At 48.6% G+C, this 17,774-nt stretch carries 14 protein-coding genes and 1 riboswitch; of the genes, 5 read left to right on the top strand and 9 right to left on the bottom strand.

All coding sequences use genetic code 11. The annotated features are described in order from the left end of the window. Window positions 1-30: 30 nt before the first annotated feature. The 9 genes from FIU99_RS00585 to FIU99_RS00545 form a co-directional block, all read right to left on the bottom strand. The gene (locus tag FIU99_RS00585; protein ID WP_006957174.1) at window positions 31-1,401 is read right to left on the bottom strand and encodes an NCS2 family permease; all 1,371 of its coding nucleotides are present in this window, start codon (window positions 1,399-1,401) and stop codon (window positions 31-33) included. Between the two features lie 55 nt (window positions 1,402-1,456). Beyond that, window positions 1,457-1,556, bottom strand: a riboswitch (purine riboswitch). 97 nt (window positions 1,557-1,653) lie between these two features. After that, window positions 1,654-2,550, bottom strand: coding sequence for an energy transducer TonB (locus tag FIU99_RS00580; RefSeq protein WP_006957175.1), 897 nt, complete (start codon window positions 2,548-2,550; stop codon window positions 1,654-1,656). After that, window positions 2,547-2,978, bottom strand: coding sequence for a TonB system transport protein ExbD (gene exbD / locus FIU99_RS00575; protein WP_006957176.1), 432 nt, complete (start codon window positions 2,976-2,978; stop codon window positions 2,547-2,549). The genes FIU99_RS00580 and exbD overlap by 4 nt, the downstream gene beginning before the upstream one ends. A 13-nt stretch (window positions 2,979-2,991) precedes the next feature. Further along, window positions 2,992-3,885, bottom strand: coding sequence for a tonB-system energizer ExbB (gene exbB / locus FIU99_RS00570; RefSeq protein ID WP_236612146.1), 894 nt, complete (start codon window positions 3,883-3,885; stop codon window positions 2,992-2,994). 143 nt (window positions 3,886-4,028) lie between these two features. Beyond that, on the bottom strand, window positions 4,029-5,507 hold the full coding sequence (locus FIU99_RS00565) for a surface lipoprotein assembly modifier (RefSeq protein ID WP_006957178.1): 1,479 nt from the start codon (window positions 5,505-5,507) through the stop codon (window positions 4,029-4,031). Window positions 5,508-5,579: 72 nt separating this feature from the next. Beyond that, window positions 5,580-6,281: a Slam-dependent surface lipoprotein gene (locus tag FIU99_RS00560; protein ID WP_006957179.1), complete on the bottom strand. Its 702-nt coding sequence runs from the start codon at window positions 6,279-6,281 to the stop codon at window positions 5,580-5,582. Between the two features lie 156 nt (window positions 6,282-6,437). Next, a complete protein-coding gene (locus FIU99_RS00555) occupies window positions 6,438-9,530 on the bottom strand; it encodes a TonB-dependent receptor (RefSeq protein WP_006957180.1) in 3,093 nt (1,030 codons plus the stop codon). Window positions 9,531-9,628: 98 nt separating this feature from the next. Beyond that, complete coding sequence (locus tag FIU99_RS00550; RefSeq protein WP_006957181.1) at window positions 9,629-10,573, bottom strand: FecR domain-containing protein; 945 nt, start codon at window positions 10,571-10,573, stop codon at window positions 9,629-9,631. A 2-nt stretch (window positions 10,574-10,575) separates the two neighbouring features. After that, entirely contained in the window at window positions 10,576-11,094 is a 519-nt protein-coding gene (locus FIU99_RS00545) for a sigma-70 family RNA polymerase sigma factor (protein WP_006957182.1), read from the bottom strand. A 462-nt stretch (window positions 11,095-11,556) separates the two neighbouring features. Here FIU99_RS00545 and gmk point away from each other — a divergent pair, with 462 nt between their 5' ends. From gmk to recG, 5 genes are all read left to right on the top strand, one after another. Then, the gene (gene gmk / locus FIU99_RS00540) at window positions 11,557-12,180 is read left to right on the top strand and encodes a guanylate kinase (RefSeq protein WP_006957183.1); all 624 of its coding nucleotides are present in this window, start codon (window positions 11,557-11,559) and stop codon (window positions 12,178-12,180) included. A gap of 127 nt (window positions 12,181-12,307) precedes the next feature. Next, window positions 12,308-12,580, top strand: coding sequence for a DNA-directed RNA polymerase subunit omega (gene rpoZ, locus FIU99_RS00535; RefSeq protein ID WP_006957184.1), 273 nt, complete (start codon window positions 12,308-12,310; stop codon window positions 12,578-12,580). Between the two features lie 40 nt (window positions 12,581-12,620). After that, window positions 12,621-14,744: a bifunctional GTP diphosphokinase/guanosine-3',5'-bis pyrophosphate 3'-pyrophosphohydrolase gene (gene spoT / locus FIU99_RS00530; protein WP_006957185.1), complete on the top strand. Its 2,124-nt coding sequence runs from the start codon at window positions 12,621-12,623 to the stop codon at window positions 14,742-14,744. Between the two features lie 65 nt (window positions 14,745-14,809). Next, on the top strand, window positions 14,810-15,493 hold the full coding sequence (gene trmH / locus FIU99_RS00525) for a tRNA (guanosine(18)-2'-O)-methyltransferase TrmH (protein ID WP_006957186.1): 684 nt from the start codon (window positions 14,810-14,812) through the stop codon (window positions 15,491-15,493). A 119-nt stretch (window positions 15,494-15,612) separates the two neighbouring features. Beyond that, window positions 15,613-17,691 carry an ATP-dependent DNA helicase RecG gene (gene recG / locus FIU99_RS00520; protein ID WP_006957187.1) on the top strand — a complete coding sequence of 693 codons (2,079 nt, stop codon included), beginning with the start codon at window positions 15,613-15,615 and terminating at the stop codon, window positions 17,689-17,691. Window positions 17,692-17,774: the final 83 nt, after the last annotated feature.

Raw genomic sequence — 17,774 nt, 5'->3', positions numbered from 1 at the left:
AGAGCGGGGCTTTTTAGTTTCAGAATCTTATTACAGCAGTATCAAGTAAGTCAGGAAGATAGCCGATAGAGCGTAAATCACCGGATGAACCTGTTTACCTTTACCTGCCACAACCATGGTAAATGCGTAGCTAATAAAGCCCATCGCCATACCGTTGGCTGGTGAAAAACTTAGAACAGTGAACATGATGGTAAAGAATGCCGCAATGCGGGATTCTTTTTGCTCCCAGCTAATTTGCCCTAAGCGCCCGATCATATAAATGCCCACTACGACCATCGCTGGCGCTACCATGGCGGCTGAGAAAATCGAAAACAGCGGATATAGGAACAGAGACACTAAGAACAGGCCTGCGACCATCACGGCAGCTAATCCGGTTTTGGCGCCCTGAGAAGAAGCGATGCCGGACTCTGAGAATGCAGTGATGGAGGTGGTTCCCAGAACTGAACCAATCACTGTACCACCAGCATCTGCAACCAATGCAGAACGTGCATTGGGTACCTTGCCATCTTTATCGATGATCCCTGCATCACGGCCAACGCCAACAATCGTGCTCAGGCCATCAAAGAAATCGACAATTAGGAAAATAATCACAATAAGCAGCAGATCAAACATTTTGTCCGCCGTTAATCCTGAAAAATCGAACACTGCACCAAAACTGCCCGCTAAGCTTGGCGGCGCGGAGACCAATTGCTCTGGAATCGGCGCGTTGTTGGTCCCCATCACCATGTCAGCAAAGACGGTTAACACAATAGCAGTGACAAAAGAAATAAAGGTCGCCAGCTTGATATCGCGCACCATGCATCCCAAAGCGACAAAGATACTGATGTAAGCAATGATGACCTGTGGGTCTGTCACCTTGCCCATGCTGACCAGAATGATCGGGTTAGAAACAATAATGCCGGCGTTTTTCAGGCCAAGAAAGGCAATGAACAGTCCAAGTGAAACAGTGATCGCCAGCTTAAGATCTTCTGGTATCGACTCAATCATCGCCTTGCGGATATTGGTCATCGACAGAATCAGGTACAACACACCGGAGAGAAAGATACCAAACAGTGCTTCATGCCACACCAATGCAACCGAGCTACTCAGCAACATCCCCTTGAAGAAGCCATTCATGCTCATGCCTGGCGCTAGCATCACTGGGTAATTGCCCCAAATGCCCATAATCAAGGTGGCTACCGCCGCTGCGATCGCCGTCGCCGTAAACACCGCGCCTTTATCCATACCGGGAATACTGCCCAGAATGGCTGGGTTAACAGCCAGAATATAGCTCATCGCCAAAAACGTAATAAAGCCTGCGTACAGCTCAGTACCTAGGGTGGTATTACGTTGAGTGATTTTAAATACCGATTCCAGTACACCGGACTGATTCTGGCTTTTCAGGGTTGATTCGAGACTCACAATGAAACCTTTACAAGTGGGGTAAACAGTAAACGGGTTCAATGCTGTATGAAGAGAAAAGGGGCAAAGCAACTGTAGTCACCGAGATAGGCTCAGCGGTAGAAACGTCCAATCCATTTCATCAGACATATACAGCATTTAATCGTTTGCGCGGATTGTAAGGATCTTGAGTGAAATCTCAATGCTTTTGTGTAAATTTAGCAAACGTTTGCTTCGAGTATGTATTGGTCAATCAAATGCTAGATTCATTCACTACTGAACGTAAAACCGAACCGGAACCGTCCAAGTTAAGGTCGCACCACTAACTTCGTCGGGTGGTAATGGCAATGGCATAGCGCGGTAAACAAGATCCACCGCTTCTTTATCGAGCGATTCTGTTCCGCTACTGCGCACCAGTTTGACGCCCAACACCTGCCCTGCTCTATCCATAGTAAAAGTTATCAAGGGCACACCTTGTTTACGCATTCGCTTAGCGCGGCGCGGATACTGCTTATGCTGCTCAAGATGTAGCACCAGTTGCTGCTTCCAACTCACCTTGACTTGTTTGAGGTGCTGGCTGAATGCCCCCGATACGCCTTGAACCTGCTTACGCTCTTTTTCGACTTCAAGCTTGGGAGCACTCTTTTTAATCTGGGCGACCGAAGCTTGCTGACTGACTGAAGGCGTCTCGACTTTCGGCGTTTCCATCTGTTTTTGAACCTGAGCTACAGGTGTGCTTTCTGCTTTCTTTTTTGGCTTCGTTTCTTTTGGTTTTGCCGGCTTGGGCACAGTAGTCGCAATCTCTGAAGGACGCTGTGTTTCTTTGACCACAATCGGAGTCGGCTCTGGTGCACTCTCGACCTCTTGTTGGATCTCCTTTTGTAGCTCAAGCGGCTCTGGGCGAGCCATTGACGCCATAGAGTCCATCGACTCATTTTGCTCTGGGCCAGTGTTTAATGCAGGCTTTTCAACATGTGGCGCCGCGACGGGCGCAACCAAAGCAACACTGACCGGAATCGCTGCCGGCGGCTGAATAAATTCAGCTTTAGGTTGGTAAAAATAATAGGCCGCGACAGCCAGATGCAGGCCGACACTAACGGCTATACCGGGGAACAACCAAGGGCCAAAGCTATCATGCGATGTGGCTCTGCCTAACTGACTGCCCATCATGCCCCTGCTGTCTCTGGTTGTTCCAACCCGACCAAAGCGATCTGCGCATAACCTTCCGCGACCAACGCATTCATCACTTTCATCAAGCTTTGATAATCCAGTGCTTTGTCAGCACGCAAATAGATACGTTGCTCTTTATCGGGCAAAGCTTGGGCTAACGCTTGAGGCAGTTGTTCGAGAGTCACTGTTTTCTCCTCGCCCAATGTCAGTGCCAGATCGGTGCTGACGGTCAAGTAAAACGGAGCCTTAGGTTGAGGTGTCGGTGCCGCCGAAGACGTTGGTAAATCGACCGGTATATTGACCGTCGCCAGTGGTGCCGCAACCATTACTATGATCAGCAACACCAGCATGACATCAACAAATGGCGTTATGTTGATCTCATGATTGACCGCCAACTCATCCTGCTGCGAAGCAACTTTAAATCCCATATCTATTCTCCGCTCAGGCTGCTAACTTTTTTCCGTCGATAGAAACGGGCTCTCTATCGAGATCTCGGCTCACCAGTACCATCAGCGCTGCAGAGATATCCGCCATGAGCGCGCGATACTGACTGACGCCACGAGTAAAGTGGTTATAAAGCACAACAGCAGGAATCGCAGCTACCAAACCAATCGCTGTTGCCAGCAAGGCTTCTGCAATCCCCGGCGCCACGACGGCTAATGTGGTGTTTTGAGATTTAGCGATGCCGATAAAGGCATTCATGATCCCCCAAACAGTGCCAAATAGGCCGACAAAAGGGCCAACAGAACCAACCGTCGCCAGCACTCCGGTACCTCCCACCATCGCACTGCTTAAACCAGCCTGAACACGTTCGAGTCTGAGCTGTAAGCGCTCTTTAATGCCATCTTCATTGTCTGCTCGAGCAGATAACGCAAGCTCTTTTTCTGTAGCTTCAATCAACGCCAGCCCAGCGCCTTCTGCACTGTCGCAGCGCAGCTTGCCTTCGACCAAGGTTTCCGAATCAAGCAATTCATTAAGAATATGACGCGCACGGCGACGCGCTAGGTTTAACTGGATTTGCTTTGCGATACCAATCGCCCAAGTCACGCCTGAGGCCACCAGCAGTAAAATCATCACCGCTTTAACCACCCAGTCAGCCGATTGATACATGCCATAGGGAGACATGTCGTGTTGAGGAGTTGCGGCGACCAAATCCGGTGGCGACATGTTGTCGCTCACCGGTGCAGGAAGCGCAGAGATTTCAGCCTTCTCTGCGATGGTCGCCCTTTCCTGCATAACGGGTTGTGACCCGATTTCTGACGTTGTTTCAGCCCAGCTGAATGGGGCCGCTAAAAAAAAGTAAATTATCAGTAGTGTTCTGGATAAGCATTCCATTGTTTTACTCACATTCGGTTTATCTGTGCGCACTATGCCTAGCCAAACACGTGCACCTCTATCAGTAACACCGAACAACAATGAAAAATCCGTAAAAGTTTTTTCATTTATTTTTCAAATGACCAGTAAACCATTGATTATTTTCAGAATCTTTTTTCTAGTTTTATACTGTATTGATGCTGCTTGTAGCTGTATGCCCAATCAACATTACTCTTGGTCTGATTGGCTTTGACTTCGATGAGCGGTTTAAACCCGGCAAACAGCTCTGGCAAGGTCACCACTAAGGTATAATTTTGCTCAGTATCGTCACGCCGCTCACCGAGCACCGCATTGAAGTCACCATAAATACGTTGCCGCAACGAAGCGAATAAGGCCACGTCAGTATTCAGCGATGTGAAGGTTTTATTCACGCCCAATCGACCTCCCCACAAATCGTACTCATGCACCGCCTGTCGGTTTTGTTTCAGTGTCCAGTCTACACCACCAAACACTAACCATTTGTCGGGTAACTGATGCCAGTAAGTGCCAAAGACAGACCATTGCCAGTCGGATTGGTAACGAAAGGCCTGATTACGATAATCGAGGTATTCCCCTTCCACTTCGAGTTTCATAGCAGAAGTCTGGCTAAGATTGGTGAACCAATCCGCCTTGAAGCCGCCCGAAGCAAACAACGCCTGATTCGCTAAGGCGCGATATTCAAACTGCGGTGCAATACTGATCTGATGTTTGGCAGTCTGATAGCTGTAACCAAAGGTCACGTTTAACGTCTGCTCGTTATGTTCTTTGTGGTTCTGATAATTGGTGCCATAGGCAAAGCTGCGTAGCTGCAAGCCATGATGACCACTAAGCGAAAAACGTCGATTTAAACTGGCGTCGTAGTCAATACCATAGGCAGATTTAACCTTGGGCGCGCTGCGCTCTAAAAAACACTGACCATTGGTGAAATAGACCAGACATTCATAATGTTTCGAGGACAAATTGAGGTTGTCATTGTAGGTCGGCCCAAAGGAAAACGCGCCTTGCCAATCATCACGATACTCCAGTGCACTAACAAAACTTTCTACCGTATTCCGGACTCCCGCCGATCTCGGGTTATCAGCAGGTAAGCGGGTGAGGATGTCATTAAACAACGACAAAGAAGCGCTGTTTTCTCTGTCTTCAAACCAGACGCGAGCTAACTCCAGCTCTGCGGGCAAAAAGTTTTCCTGCATCTCAAGCAATGCCGAGTAGTGCGTTTCTGCCTGATTATAATCACGCGCATTGCGTGCCAATGCCCCCGATGCGTAGTGCACCAACATAGGATCAAAATCCGCCAACGCCATATACCTTTCCAGCAGACTCTCTGCCAGTGCCCATTGACGCTGCCGAACCGCGACATGCAATGCCGGTCCAAGCTCATCTGCGGTGTTCGCTACACTCGATTCTGAGCCTGACGCCGACTGTTCAGCTAGGCGTTCTTTTTCCAGCTCTTCTTCAATAAGAGCATTTTCGTTTTGACGGGAAGATAGCGCGTCGCGTTGCTGGATACGTAAATCGGTATCCTGATCCGCGTAAGAGAAAAAGGAATAGCTAACGCTCACCATTAACAGTGAGCCAAGAATAAAGTTACGGTCGATTTTCATTGATGTATTTCAATCGGAGAAAAAATGGGAGCAAGTCACTTGCTCCCCAAAAGAGAAAGACAAAAACGAAAATTAGTTTTTGCTACCGCCAAAGGCAGTATCTAGCGTGCTGTCGCCAGCAAACTTAGCAAAGCCAGCTAGGAAAGCGGCATCGGCGCCAAAGAAGTGGCCTTGAGAGTGACCGATAGACATGCCATTCGCCACTGCGGTTCCAGAGAATTCCGCGGTAGACGCATTAATCGCGTTGTTGTATAGATTGATCGACAGATTGCTATTTGAAAGAGCACCGTTAAGTGTTTGCGCACCAAAATCCGCCGTGAACTGACCGCTTAGAGTTGCACCGTTATTGATACCAGCGACTGTATAGGTGGCTGAGCCAGATGTAGGTACGGTTGTGCCTGTGTCATCGCCCACGTAGTAAACTGCGCGATCCACAGCCTGACCGTTTTCAGTGCCTGAAGACCATTCACCAAACCAGATATCTTGACCAGCAACCTGAGAGAAAACGTATTTAGAGTTGTTGTGGTCACTGCCAGAGGTATACACATCCCCATTTTGGCTGGCAAAGACGGTTAGGCCGTCAAAGTCGACTTTTTTACCACCTGTACTACCGATACCTGCTTTACCTTTAGAGTGGATAAACGGAACCCAGACTTCAGATTCACCCACCTGACGCTGCGAACCGTCACTGATGGCACCATCAAAACCAGCATGTGCCAGTGAGCTTAGGCCAAGCATGGCCGCTGAAATCCATGAAAGTTGTACGATTTTCATTATTCAATCCTTAATAGGCTATATGTTGTCATCTGCTGCCCAGACGTTTTTATCCGCTGTCTTTAGCAGCTTCATTCAATACACCGGATGAAACAGAGGAACCCGTAAATAAGCATGAAAAAAACCGCAGTCTTAGCTGCGGATTTTTGATTGAAGTTAGAATCGGCTGGTCAGTTTGACGCTGATGGTGCGACCCGGTGCAGGAATCCCAGTTACGGCTCCAGGTTCGAGGTAGTACATGTCGGTTAGGTTACTGCCACGTACTTCAAACTGAAGATGTTCGTTATAGGCGTAACCAATATACGCATCCACAGTAGTCACATGATCGCGTTTAACATAGTCTTCTGAATGACTGTCTGACGCATAATAGGTGCGAGTTCCGGCAATCAGCTTCTTGTTAAAGAATCGTGCCCCAAAATGAACACTACCACTGATTTCAGGGGGGGCTTTATTGGCGAGATAGCTGGTATTGCTAAAGCCACCACGTCGGCATTGCTTATACTCCGCAGAGCCAGTGCTGGCAATGTCCGCCATAAAACGCTGCGTGGCTGCACTTTCATCACATACTTCATATTCAAGATTGTAGGCAACGGATAAATCACCAAAGTAATCGCCATCGTCATAATCCAGCTGCAATTCTAAGCCACTGGTACTCAATTTCTCTAAGTTAGTAAAGCTGGTTGTATTTAGTGACGTATTCCTGTCCATCACGTCTTCAATCACCTGATCAAAATAGGTCAGTTTGATATTGGCGTGATCGAAGTAATAGACATAGCCCAGCTCCCAGAGTTTGGAACGTTCAGGCGCCAATGGCGATGACACCGATGGCACTGCCGAAAAGCCAACCGTACTTTCAAACATACTAGGAAAGCGCAATGATTCGGCGTAGCGAATATAACTGCGGCTGTCTTCGGTCATTAACCAGGTCAAAGAGGCCGATGGCATCCAACCGCTGTCACTTGATTCGGTATTGGTGTAGGTACTGGTTGAAGAGGCACTGATGGATTGTGCTGAGCAGCTGCCCGCAACGTAGTTGGGGTCATTCGCAGCAGCAATACAGCCATTATCTGATGCACTGTAGTTATTCTGGCCATCATGACGCCATTCTGACTCAATATCTTCCACATAGGATGTGTGTGTGGCAGCGTCAGCGACTCCCTGAGCTACTAGCGCATCCTGCTCAACTATTTTGGCATCTAACTGTGTCTGCACAATGGGAATAAGAAAAGGAGGGACATCGTTTAACGCCTGCCTCAAATTTGCAATTTCTTCGTTTAAACTGGTATCCGCATTTCGGATGCCACTTTCAATACCAGACAAATACTCCGCACGATTCGCATCAGTAATCGGCACATTCATCTGATAAGAAAGCTTATAGCCTTCACTGCCATACTGAGATAACGCTTGAGTGTCGCCCGCTGCCAAGCGATTTTTGACATAGTTATCGACGGTTTTGTAGTAGCCATAACGAATACCAGCGTTGAAAATCAATGACTCCGTCGCCCGCCACTCAATATTGGCACTGCCATTGTATTCCGTTCGCTCCCCCGCTCGCGCTTGCTCAAACTCCTCAATCACAGCGTTCAAGTCGCCTTTAGGCGCCAGCTCATGGAATTGGTAGTTACCAGAGAGAGTGAAATCAACATCGTTACCAAGCAGCATTTTGTTGCTGACACTCAAGCCATAGCGATCTTCTTCAGAGTTTATGCGTGCTGTGTTTTTAATAATTGTCGAGCCATCTGTCAGGCTGTTGGGGGAACCGGATCCCGAATTTGAACTAACATCGGACAAAGTCATCCACAGGTTGGATTTAAAATCGATATAGGGATTATCTGGCTTGGAACTTAGTTTAAGATTGTAGGCTTGCAGTCTGGTCTCATTTAACGGCCATTGAGCCACACCTGATAAGTACCTTGCTTCAGCACGGCTTGCAAGGATTTCACCGTGGGTACTCTTGGTGTAGCGAGCCCCCACCTCGACCTTAGTATCGTAGTTTAGGTTAAAGGCAAATTTACCCAAAAACGATTCCATTTTAGAAGAAGTATTCGGTACCTCTTCACCGGGGCGATAGACCAAGGCTAAGTGCTCTGGACGAATCACTGTCTGGCGCCCTCCTAATTCTTCTCCTTCCGCCAAAGGCTGTCGGTAAAATCCAGCGTCATTCTTGCCTGAAAAGTAGTTACCTCGACTGCGATAAGCATAAGCCGCCAACCACTCCACTTTTGGCCCAATACCCGAAACAGCCAATCGGTAAGCCGTATCTTCACCATTTAACGGATTATCATCCTGACGCTGATCAGGATTAATAACCAAAGCAGGGTCGTTGTACAACAGATCACTTGCAGGATTATCGAGGTTAGCATATTCCGGAATGGTGCTAACATCTTGTCCTGTATACAACCTCGGCTCTTCTGGTGCAGTTGAGTTACTGCTGCTTTCGGCAATGAATTCCATACCAAAAGTTTCGCCGGGTTGCACAATATCTCGTGGAGATAACGTCGTGATTTCCACCGCTCCGCCCACTGAGGTGTTCACGTCTGGATTGATTTGCGCACCCTTATGAACTGTCATGCCACCAATCAAGTTCGGGTCGAGAAAACTTCGATTAGACGCCCCGCGATAACCGTTGTTCACCGTAATCGCCTGCTCAGTACCGTCAATAATCACAGGGACCCGGCCCGGTCCCTGAATGCCGCGAATATTCGGGTCAATACCACCGCCATTGCGCGCATCGCCACTGTGTACGTTGGCCATCCCTTTAAAGATGTCCGAAGCGTCCGCCCCTTTGAAGCGCTCAAGTTCTTCCTTGCCACGGTATTCCGTTGCGGCGTCTTTGTCATAGACATTGGCTTCACCCGCTTCATCGCGGCTAATGCCACCGTCAAGGCTGGTCCCAACCTGAATCGCATCCAGCGACCATTCATCACCACCGTCAACCACATACGAACCATCAAGCTGCTTTTGCGCACTGAGCCCGGCATCCGCGAGTAAAACATTAAACGCATCGTCTGGTTGGTAATCTCCTTGTAAACCTAAGCTGTACTGGCCCTGACTCAGGCTGGCATCAATCGAATATTCAATACCTGCCTGAAGCGCAAACTGATTGAGCACGCTATCTAAGTCGCCTGCGGGAATATTGAAATTCTGCGCCTGAGCAGATAGCGCCACAATGGGCAGTACCAGACCAGCCAAACCAAGCTGGGTACGGATCGCCGTCGACAAAAGGTTAGAGGTGAAAGGAGACTGCACGTTTATGTCCTTATTCGCTGGGTTAACTAGTGACTACACCGAGCGAATGAGTCAAAGCCTCAATCGATGAGAGAAAAATTATCCAAGTTGTCAGTAATTCATGCTCTTTTGCTAGCAATACTGACCCAGAAGCGAGTACGGAAGTGCACTTCAATGGGCAAGATCTGGCGCAGATTTTCCAGTGTTTGGTCGGTATCGCGAATCGAGTACACACCGGAGATACGCAACGCTGATAGCTCAGGGGACACCTTGATCACGCCGCGGCGATAACGGGACAGCTCAGCAATAAATTCCGGTAACGGCGTATCGTGGGCGAGGATTTTTTCTTCTAACCACAACGCATCCGTGGCGAGCAAGCTCTGTTTTCGGCCTTGATGGTAAGCGCTAAACTCGCTTTTCTCCCCAGCGAGCAAGTGTTGGCCTTGTGCCTGTCGCTGAGACTTCGCGATGACTTCGCCTTCGAACACACTGACCCGCGTCTGTTCAGGTTCGAGGCGAACACTGAACTTAGTCCCGATCGGCGTCACACTGCCCTGTGGAGTGATGACATGGAAAGGCGTCAGGTGATGGCCAGTGGTGACCATAATTTCACCTTCCATCAGGCGGATAACTCTTTGATGCTGATTGAAATCGACACGCATGCGACTGGCGGTATTGAGCACAACCACGGTGCCATCCGACAGCTTTATCGGCTTCACTTCTCCAGTGGCAGAGGCGTATTCCGTTTCACCTTGTGGCATGGCTGCATCACTGGAAAGCACCAAACTCATGGTGGCTAGAGAAACGCCGCCCCAAATCAACACTTGCCTGCGTGACACGCGTTGACGATAGGTTCCTAGCACCTTACTACCCGACTGCGGATCCGGCAGGGAGGTAAATTTTTGCTGTAGCGACTCCATCTGTCGCCAAGCGTAGTCATTGTCTGGGTGACGAGTGCGCCAGAGATGGAATGCACGCTTATCCTGCTCGGTCACATCGTCCGACCACATCCGTGCCATCCACAATGACGCCTGTTCAATTGATTTGCGAGATACGCGCTCCATGTTCAGTAATAACCTTCCATGGCAGCCAACATACAACCTTGCAACGCTTTGGCGACGTATTTCTCCACTGAAGAGACCGACACCTCAAGACGCTGAGCAATTTCCTTGTAACTCAAGCCTTCCATCTGCCTGAGGATCAAAGCCTGACGAACCTTAAATGGCAATTTGTGCAACATGGCATCAATCTCCACCAGCACTTCAACCATCATGGTTTGAGTTTCCGGCGATGACGCCACGTCTTCAGGCTGTTGTTCAAGCAGCTCTAAATAGGCGGTTTCAATCCGGCGGCGGCGATAGAGGTCAATCACCAAGCCTTTGGCAATGTGCGTAAGGTAGCGACGTGAATCTTTACGCTCGGGCAATTTACCGCTGACAAGAAGGCGCAAATACGTATCCTGGACCAGATCGGCACTGACTTGAGGGCAACTCAATCTCCGCTGAATAAACAACGAAAGCCAGCCATGATGCTCTCGATACATGCTGTCTACTTCGTTGATATCCACAGGGCTGATGGCCGTCATAATTTGCCACTCCTTTCTTTCAGTTGCATAAGATCACAAATGAAAATAATTATCATTAAAATTTATTCATAAGCAACGATTATCGAAAAAAAGTGTGCTATAGAAATTCAATCTATTGTCTAAATCATAAATAAATCAGTTAATTATGTTCAAAAACTAGACAAAAAAAGAATTTAACCGCACATCAACTTATTTAAAAGACTGATTGGTAAGGAGAAATTGAAATCAATCAGGGTCATTCAACTAAGCATTTCGGAGGAGGAAAAAGCGCCGATCATCTGCATTTAAAAAGCAGCTACTCTCCACTCAAATGCTTGTGAAGATCCTTAGGATCATGCTACTCTTCGCCTCCATTTTTCTGACCTAATTTTCACCACTTCGGTGATCCTTCATGGTCGGTGCTATCTTTAACATGTCGGCTTTCCAAGTCGGCAAGATCAAACCAAACGTGGAATTGTACCTATGGGCAAAGGCACTCTTTATATCGTATCTGCACCAAGCGGCGCGGGTAAATCGAGCTTGATTTCAGCCATGCTGGAAACCAATCCGACTTACGCAATGAAAGTGTCTGTATCGCACACGACACGCGGCATGCGCCCGGGTGAACAAGATGGCGTCCACTACCATTTTGTCCAGAAAGAGTATTTTGAAGAGCTGATCGACCAAGGTGCTTTCCTTGAGTACGCCGAAGTGTTTGGTAACTATTACGGCACTTCACGTCCGTGGATTGAAGAGAATCTCGATAAAGGTATCGATGTCTTTCTTGATATCGACTGGCAAGGCGCTCGTCAGATCCGCGAACAGATGCCTCAGGCACAAAGCATCTTTATTCTGCCACCATCAAATGGTGAGCTAGAGCGACGCCTCAATGCTCGCGGTCAAGATAGCGAAGCCGTAATTGCTAAGCGCATGGCCGAAGCAAAATCAGAAATTTCACACTACAACGAATACGACTATGTGATCGTCAATGACGATTTCGATAGCGCACTGATGGACTTTAAAGCCATCATCCGTGCAGAAAGATTGAAGCAAGATAAGCAAGCTGCTAAATATAAAGGCATGCTTGACGCGCTTTTAGCAGAATAAACTGGCTTGTTAACAAGCTGTTTATCAAGAAATACTGTCTCTGCCTACTCTGATCTAGACACTGGGAACACTGAGACTGTATAATTTCTTGTCATACAAAATTTTAGTTAACTAATTTGGAGTCCTCATGGCACGCGTAACTGTTCAAGACGCTGTTGAAAAAGTTGGCAACCGTTTCGACCTAGTTCTCATTGCGGCTCGCCGCGCTCGTCAAATGCAAACTGGCGGTAAAGATTCACTAGTGCCAGAAGAGAATGATAAGGCAACGGTTATCGCTCTACGCGAAATCGAAGAAGGCCTGATCACTAAAGAAATCCTAGATGCTCGTGAGCGTCAGGAACAGCAGGAACAAGAAGCAGCAGAACTAGCAGCCGTAAGCAGCATTGCTCACAGTCGTTAATCTGACTTCCTTCTCATCAACTATCTTCCAGGCCTAAAGTTTGTATCTATTCGATAGCCTAAAAGACGTTGCCCAAGAATACCTATCAGAGCCTCAAGTTGAGGCTCTGCGTCAATCTTATGTGGTAGCGAAAGATGCCCATGAAGGGCAGACCCGCTCAAGCGGTGAACCTTATATCATCCACCCTGTTGCTGTAGCTCGTATCTTGGCGGAAATGCGCCTTGATATTGAAACGCTACAAGCCGCCCTTCTTCACGATGTGATTGAAGATACTGAAGTCACCAAAGAAGAGTTAGAAACTCAATTTGGTACTACAGTGGCCGAACTGGTCGATGGTGTGTCTAAGCTGGATAAGCTTAAATTTCGAGATCGCAAAGAAGCTCAGGCTGAGAACTTCCGCAAAATGGTCCTTGCCATGGTGCAAGACATTCGCGTTATTCTGATCAAACTGGCTGACCGTACGCACAACATGCGCACTTTGGGTGCTCTACGTGCTGACAAAAAGCGTCGCATCGCCCGTGAAACGCTGGAAATCTATTCTCCACTCGCTCACCGTCTTGGTATCCACAACATCAAAACCGAACTTGAAGAATTAGGTTTTGAAGCCTTGTACCCGAACCGCTATCGCGTTCTTAAAGAAGTGGTGAGATCGGCGCGTGGTAACCGTAAAGAGATGATTCAGCGTATTCATGATGAAATTGAAGGCCGTCTTGAAGACGTTGGCCTGAAAGCTCGTGTATTTGGTCGTGAGAAGAACCTGTTCTCCATCTACAACAAGATGAAGACTAAAGAACAGCGATTCCACACCATCATGGATATCTACGCTTTCCGTGTTGTGGTTGAAGATGCCGATACCTGTTATCGCGTATTGGGTCAGGTCCACAGCCTGTACAAGCCGCGCCCGGGCCGTATGAAAGATTACATTGCGGTACCAAAAGCGAACGGCTACCAGTCTATCCACACTTCAATGGTTGGCCCACATGGTGTGCCGGTTGAAGTGCAGATCCGTACCGAAGATATGGATCAAATGGCAGACAAAGGTGTCGCAGCACACTGGTCTTATAAAGGCAGTGGTGATCGCACCGGTACCACAGCACAGGTCAAAGCCCAGCGCTGGATGCAAAGCCTGCTTGAGCTACAGCAAAGTGCGGGTAACTCTTTCGAATTTATCGAAAATGTTAAGTCTGACCTATTCCCGGATGAGATTTACGTCTTCACACCGAAAGGACGCATTGTTGAACTGCCTGTTGGCGCCACTGCGGTTGATTTTGCTTATGCGGTACACACTGATGTAGGTAATACCTGTGTTGGTGCACGTGTTGACCGTAACCCGTATCCACTCAGCAAAGCGCTTAAGAACGGACAGACGATCGAAATCATCAGTGCGCCTGGCGCACGTCCAAATGCAGCTTGGCTGAACTATGTAGTGACTTCTCGTGCGCGTACGAAGATTCGTCAGGTTCTGAAGACTATGCGCCGTGAAGAGTCGGTGACGCTAGGTCGTCGCTTGCTTAACCATGCACTTGGTGATCTCTCTCTGTCTGACATAGACGAAGAGAATATCAATCATGTCCTTTCTGAGCTGAAAGTCGACAGCGTGGAAGACCTGCTGGCGGATATCGGCTTGGGTGAGCTGATGAGTATTGTTATTGCTCGTCGCTTACTGGGTGATGTCGATGAGCTGACCGAAGTAGCAAGCAGCGATAGCAATAAACCGAAGAAGAAGCTGCCAATCCGTGGAGCGGAAGGGCTGCTTCTAACATTCGCCAACTGTTGTCACCCGATTCCAGACGATCACATTATTGCTCACGTCTCACCGGGTCGCGGCTTAGTGGTGCACCGTGAAACCTGTCCAAACGTACGCGGTTATCAGAAAGAACCAGATAAGTACATGGCAGTGGAATGGTCTGAAGACTACGATCAAGAGTTCATTACTGAACTGAATGTCGATGTACAAAACCGTCAGGGTGCTCTGGCTGAGTTGACCAATGTGATCTCCCAAACGGGGTCAAACATTCATGGTCTTTCCACAGAAGAAAAAGATGGCCGCCTGTACACAGTGACCGTACTTCTGACAACTAAAGATCGTGTCCACCTAGCTGGAATCATGCGGAAAATCAAAGCGATGCCACACACATTGAAAGTGCGACGTCGTAAAAACTAATCTCTTTTTTCGAAGAAAAATGCCCTTGAAATGACCGTTTCAAGGGCTTTTGTTTTACTGCCATTATGAATTTAGAACGCTACAACCGAATCCAACAAGTCCTCAAGTCCCGTCAGGCTGACCTGACTTTCTGTCTTGAGGAAGTCCACAAGCCAAACAACGTATCTGCGGTGATAAGAACTGCCGATGCGACAGGTATCCATAAGATCCATGCTGTTTGGCCGAATGATATGCGCACTCTTAGCCATACTTCTGCCGGTGCCCGTAACTGGGTTGAAGTGGAAACCCACGACTCTATCGGTAAGGCAGTTGCCGAGCTGAAAGATCAGGGCATGCAGATATTGGTCACCAACCTGTCTGACACTGCAGTCGATTTTCGTGAGATCGACTACACCAAACCGACAGCCATTATTCTTGGTAGCGAGAAAATTGGCGCTTCCGAAGAGGCTAAGCAACTGGCGGATCAAGACATCATCATACCGATGATTGGCATGGTGCAGTCACTCAATGTCTCGGTTGCCAGCGCGGTTATCATGTACGAAGCTCAGCGCCAGCGCCAAGCAGCCGGTATGTACGACAATCAGGTCAGCAACTTACCGCAAGAAACCATCCATCGCATTCTGTTTGAGCGTGGCCACCCTGTTTTAGCAAAAGTTGCCAAGCGTAAAGGCTTAGCGTACCCACCACTCGACGAACAAGGTCAGATTGTCGCGGACGAAGCATGGTGGCAGGAAATGCAGAAGAAATAATCCCGCTGCTCAGCGTCAGGCAAGGCGCGCTATTTTCTCCTGTACAAAAACACAGCTCGGTGGTTAACTATTAGGGTAATCGCCTATGTAACTTACTGAATAACTTACCGAGCTTTGTTATGTCCCAATTGCTATCTGCTGTTCCTCTCACTTCTCTGACTGGCGTTGGCGCCAAAGTCGCGGAAAAGCTGGCAAAAGTCGGGCTCAATTCAGTACAAGATCTGCTTTTCCACTTACCGCTTCGTTACGAAGACCGCACACGCATTTACCCTATCGTCAAGCTGCATGCTGGGTTGTGGGCCGCAGTACAAGGGAAAGTGATGAGCGCCGATACCTTGTTTGGCAAGCGAAAAATGCTGACGGTAAAAATCAGTGATGGCAATGGCACCATTACACTGCGCTTTTTCAATTTCACCGCTGCAATGAAGAATAATTTTGCCGAAGGTAAAACCGTTCACGCCTATGGTGAAATCAAACGCGGCAGTTTCGGGTTGGAAATCGTCCATCCGGATTACAAGTTTTATGCCCCTAATCAGCCAGCCGAAGTGGAGCAGAACCTGACGCCGGTTTACCCGACCACAGACGGCTTGCGCCAAATCACCTTGCGCAATCTGACCGATCAAGCATTAGCCTTAATTGACAAAGCCGCGGTCCAAGAACTACTGCCTTCTGGCTTGTATAACCAGCAAGTTTCGCTCGCTCAGGCGCTGCACACCATTCACCGCCCGACACCGGATATTGATTTGCAGGCATTTGATGAGGGTAAGCACCCGGCGCAAATACGCCTGATTATGGAAGAGCTACTGGCTCAGAATCTCTCCATGCTTTCCGTCCGTAGCAAAGGCCAACAAGATGTTGCTCTGCCGCTGGCTGAGCGGAACCAACTTAAACAGCAATTACTCGATCAATTACCTTTCTCACCAACCAAAGCACAATCACGCGTTGTCGCCGAAATTGAGCAAGACCTTGAGAAGCCTCACCCGATGATGCGCCTGGTTCAGGGGGATGTCGGTTCAGGTAAAACCTTAGTCGCGGCATTAGCAGCGCTACGGGCCCTGGAGCATGGTTATCAAGTAGCGCTAATGGCGCCGACTGAACTGCTGGCCGAGCAGCACGCGCTCAACTTTGCTCAGTGGCTGGAACCAATGGGCATAAACGTTGGCTGGCTTGCAGGTAAATTAAAAGGCAAAGCCAAAGAAATCGAGCTGGCGAAAATTGCCAGTGGCGAAGCACAAATGGTGGTCGGTACCCATGCTCTGTTTCAGGAGCACGTCATCTTTCATCACCTTGCGTTAGTCATCATTGACGAGCAACATAGATTCGGCGTCCACCAGCGCCTTGAACTGAGAGAGAAAGGCGAAAAGCAAGGCGCTTTTCCTCATCAATTGATCATGACGGCGACACCGATTCCGCGCACACTGGCGATGACCGCCTATGCCGATCTTGAAACCTCCGTCATTGATGAACTGCCACCGGGCCGAACGCCAATTCAGACCGTCGCCATCCCAGATACCAAACGAGATGATATTGTCGAACGTGTTCGCAACGCCTGCCTCAATGAAGGCAAGCAGGCCTATTGGGTATGCACCCTGATTGATGAGTCAGAAGTTTTAGAAGCTCAGGCTGCTGCTGATACCGCTGAAGAGCTACAAAGAAAGCTGCCTGACGTTAAAATTGGCTTAGTGCATGGCCGGATGAAACCGGCGGAAAAACAGTCGGTCATGCAGGACTTTAAAGACAACAAGCTGCACCTCTTGGTCGCGACCACCGTGATTGAAGTGGGTGTGGACGTCCCTAACTCAAGCTTAATGATCATTGAAAACCCAGAGCGATTGGGACTGGCTCAGCTGCACCAGCTACGCGGTCGAGTGGGTCGAGGCAGCGTCGCCAGCCATTGTGTGCTGCTCTACCATTCTCCACTGTCTAAAACCGCACAAAAGCGTTTAGGTGTGCTTCGTGAGAGCAACGATGGCTTTGTCATTGCGCAGCGCGATTTGGAAATTCGCGGCCCCGGAGAACTACTGGGGACCAAGCAGACCGGAATGGCTGACTTTAAGATTGCCGATTTAATCCGGGATCAGCATTTAATCCCTGAAGTGCAACGTGTCGCGCGTCATATTCATGATAACTTCCCAGACAATGCAGCAGCGATTATCGACCGCTGGCTGGGAGACCGAGACATGTATTCGAAGGCATAGTAAGAAAAGTAGAAAGGGTTGGTACACAATGACCAACCCTTTTTATTTGAAGAGTGAGAGTAATAAACAGTGCGACAAGCGCT

Origin of the sequence: Vibrio sp. THAF64 (assembly GCF_009363455.1) — a bacterium.
In the GTDB taxonomy this organism is placed as follows: domain Bacteria; phylum Pseudomonadota; class Gammaproteobacteria; order Enterobacterales; family Vibrionaceae; genus Vibrio; species Vibrio coralliilyticus.
The sequence above is the reverse complement of the archived record's forward strand: the minus strand, read 5'-3'. Positions and strand labels throughout refer to the sequence as shown.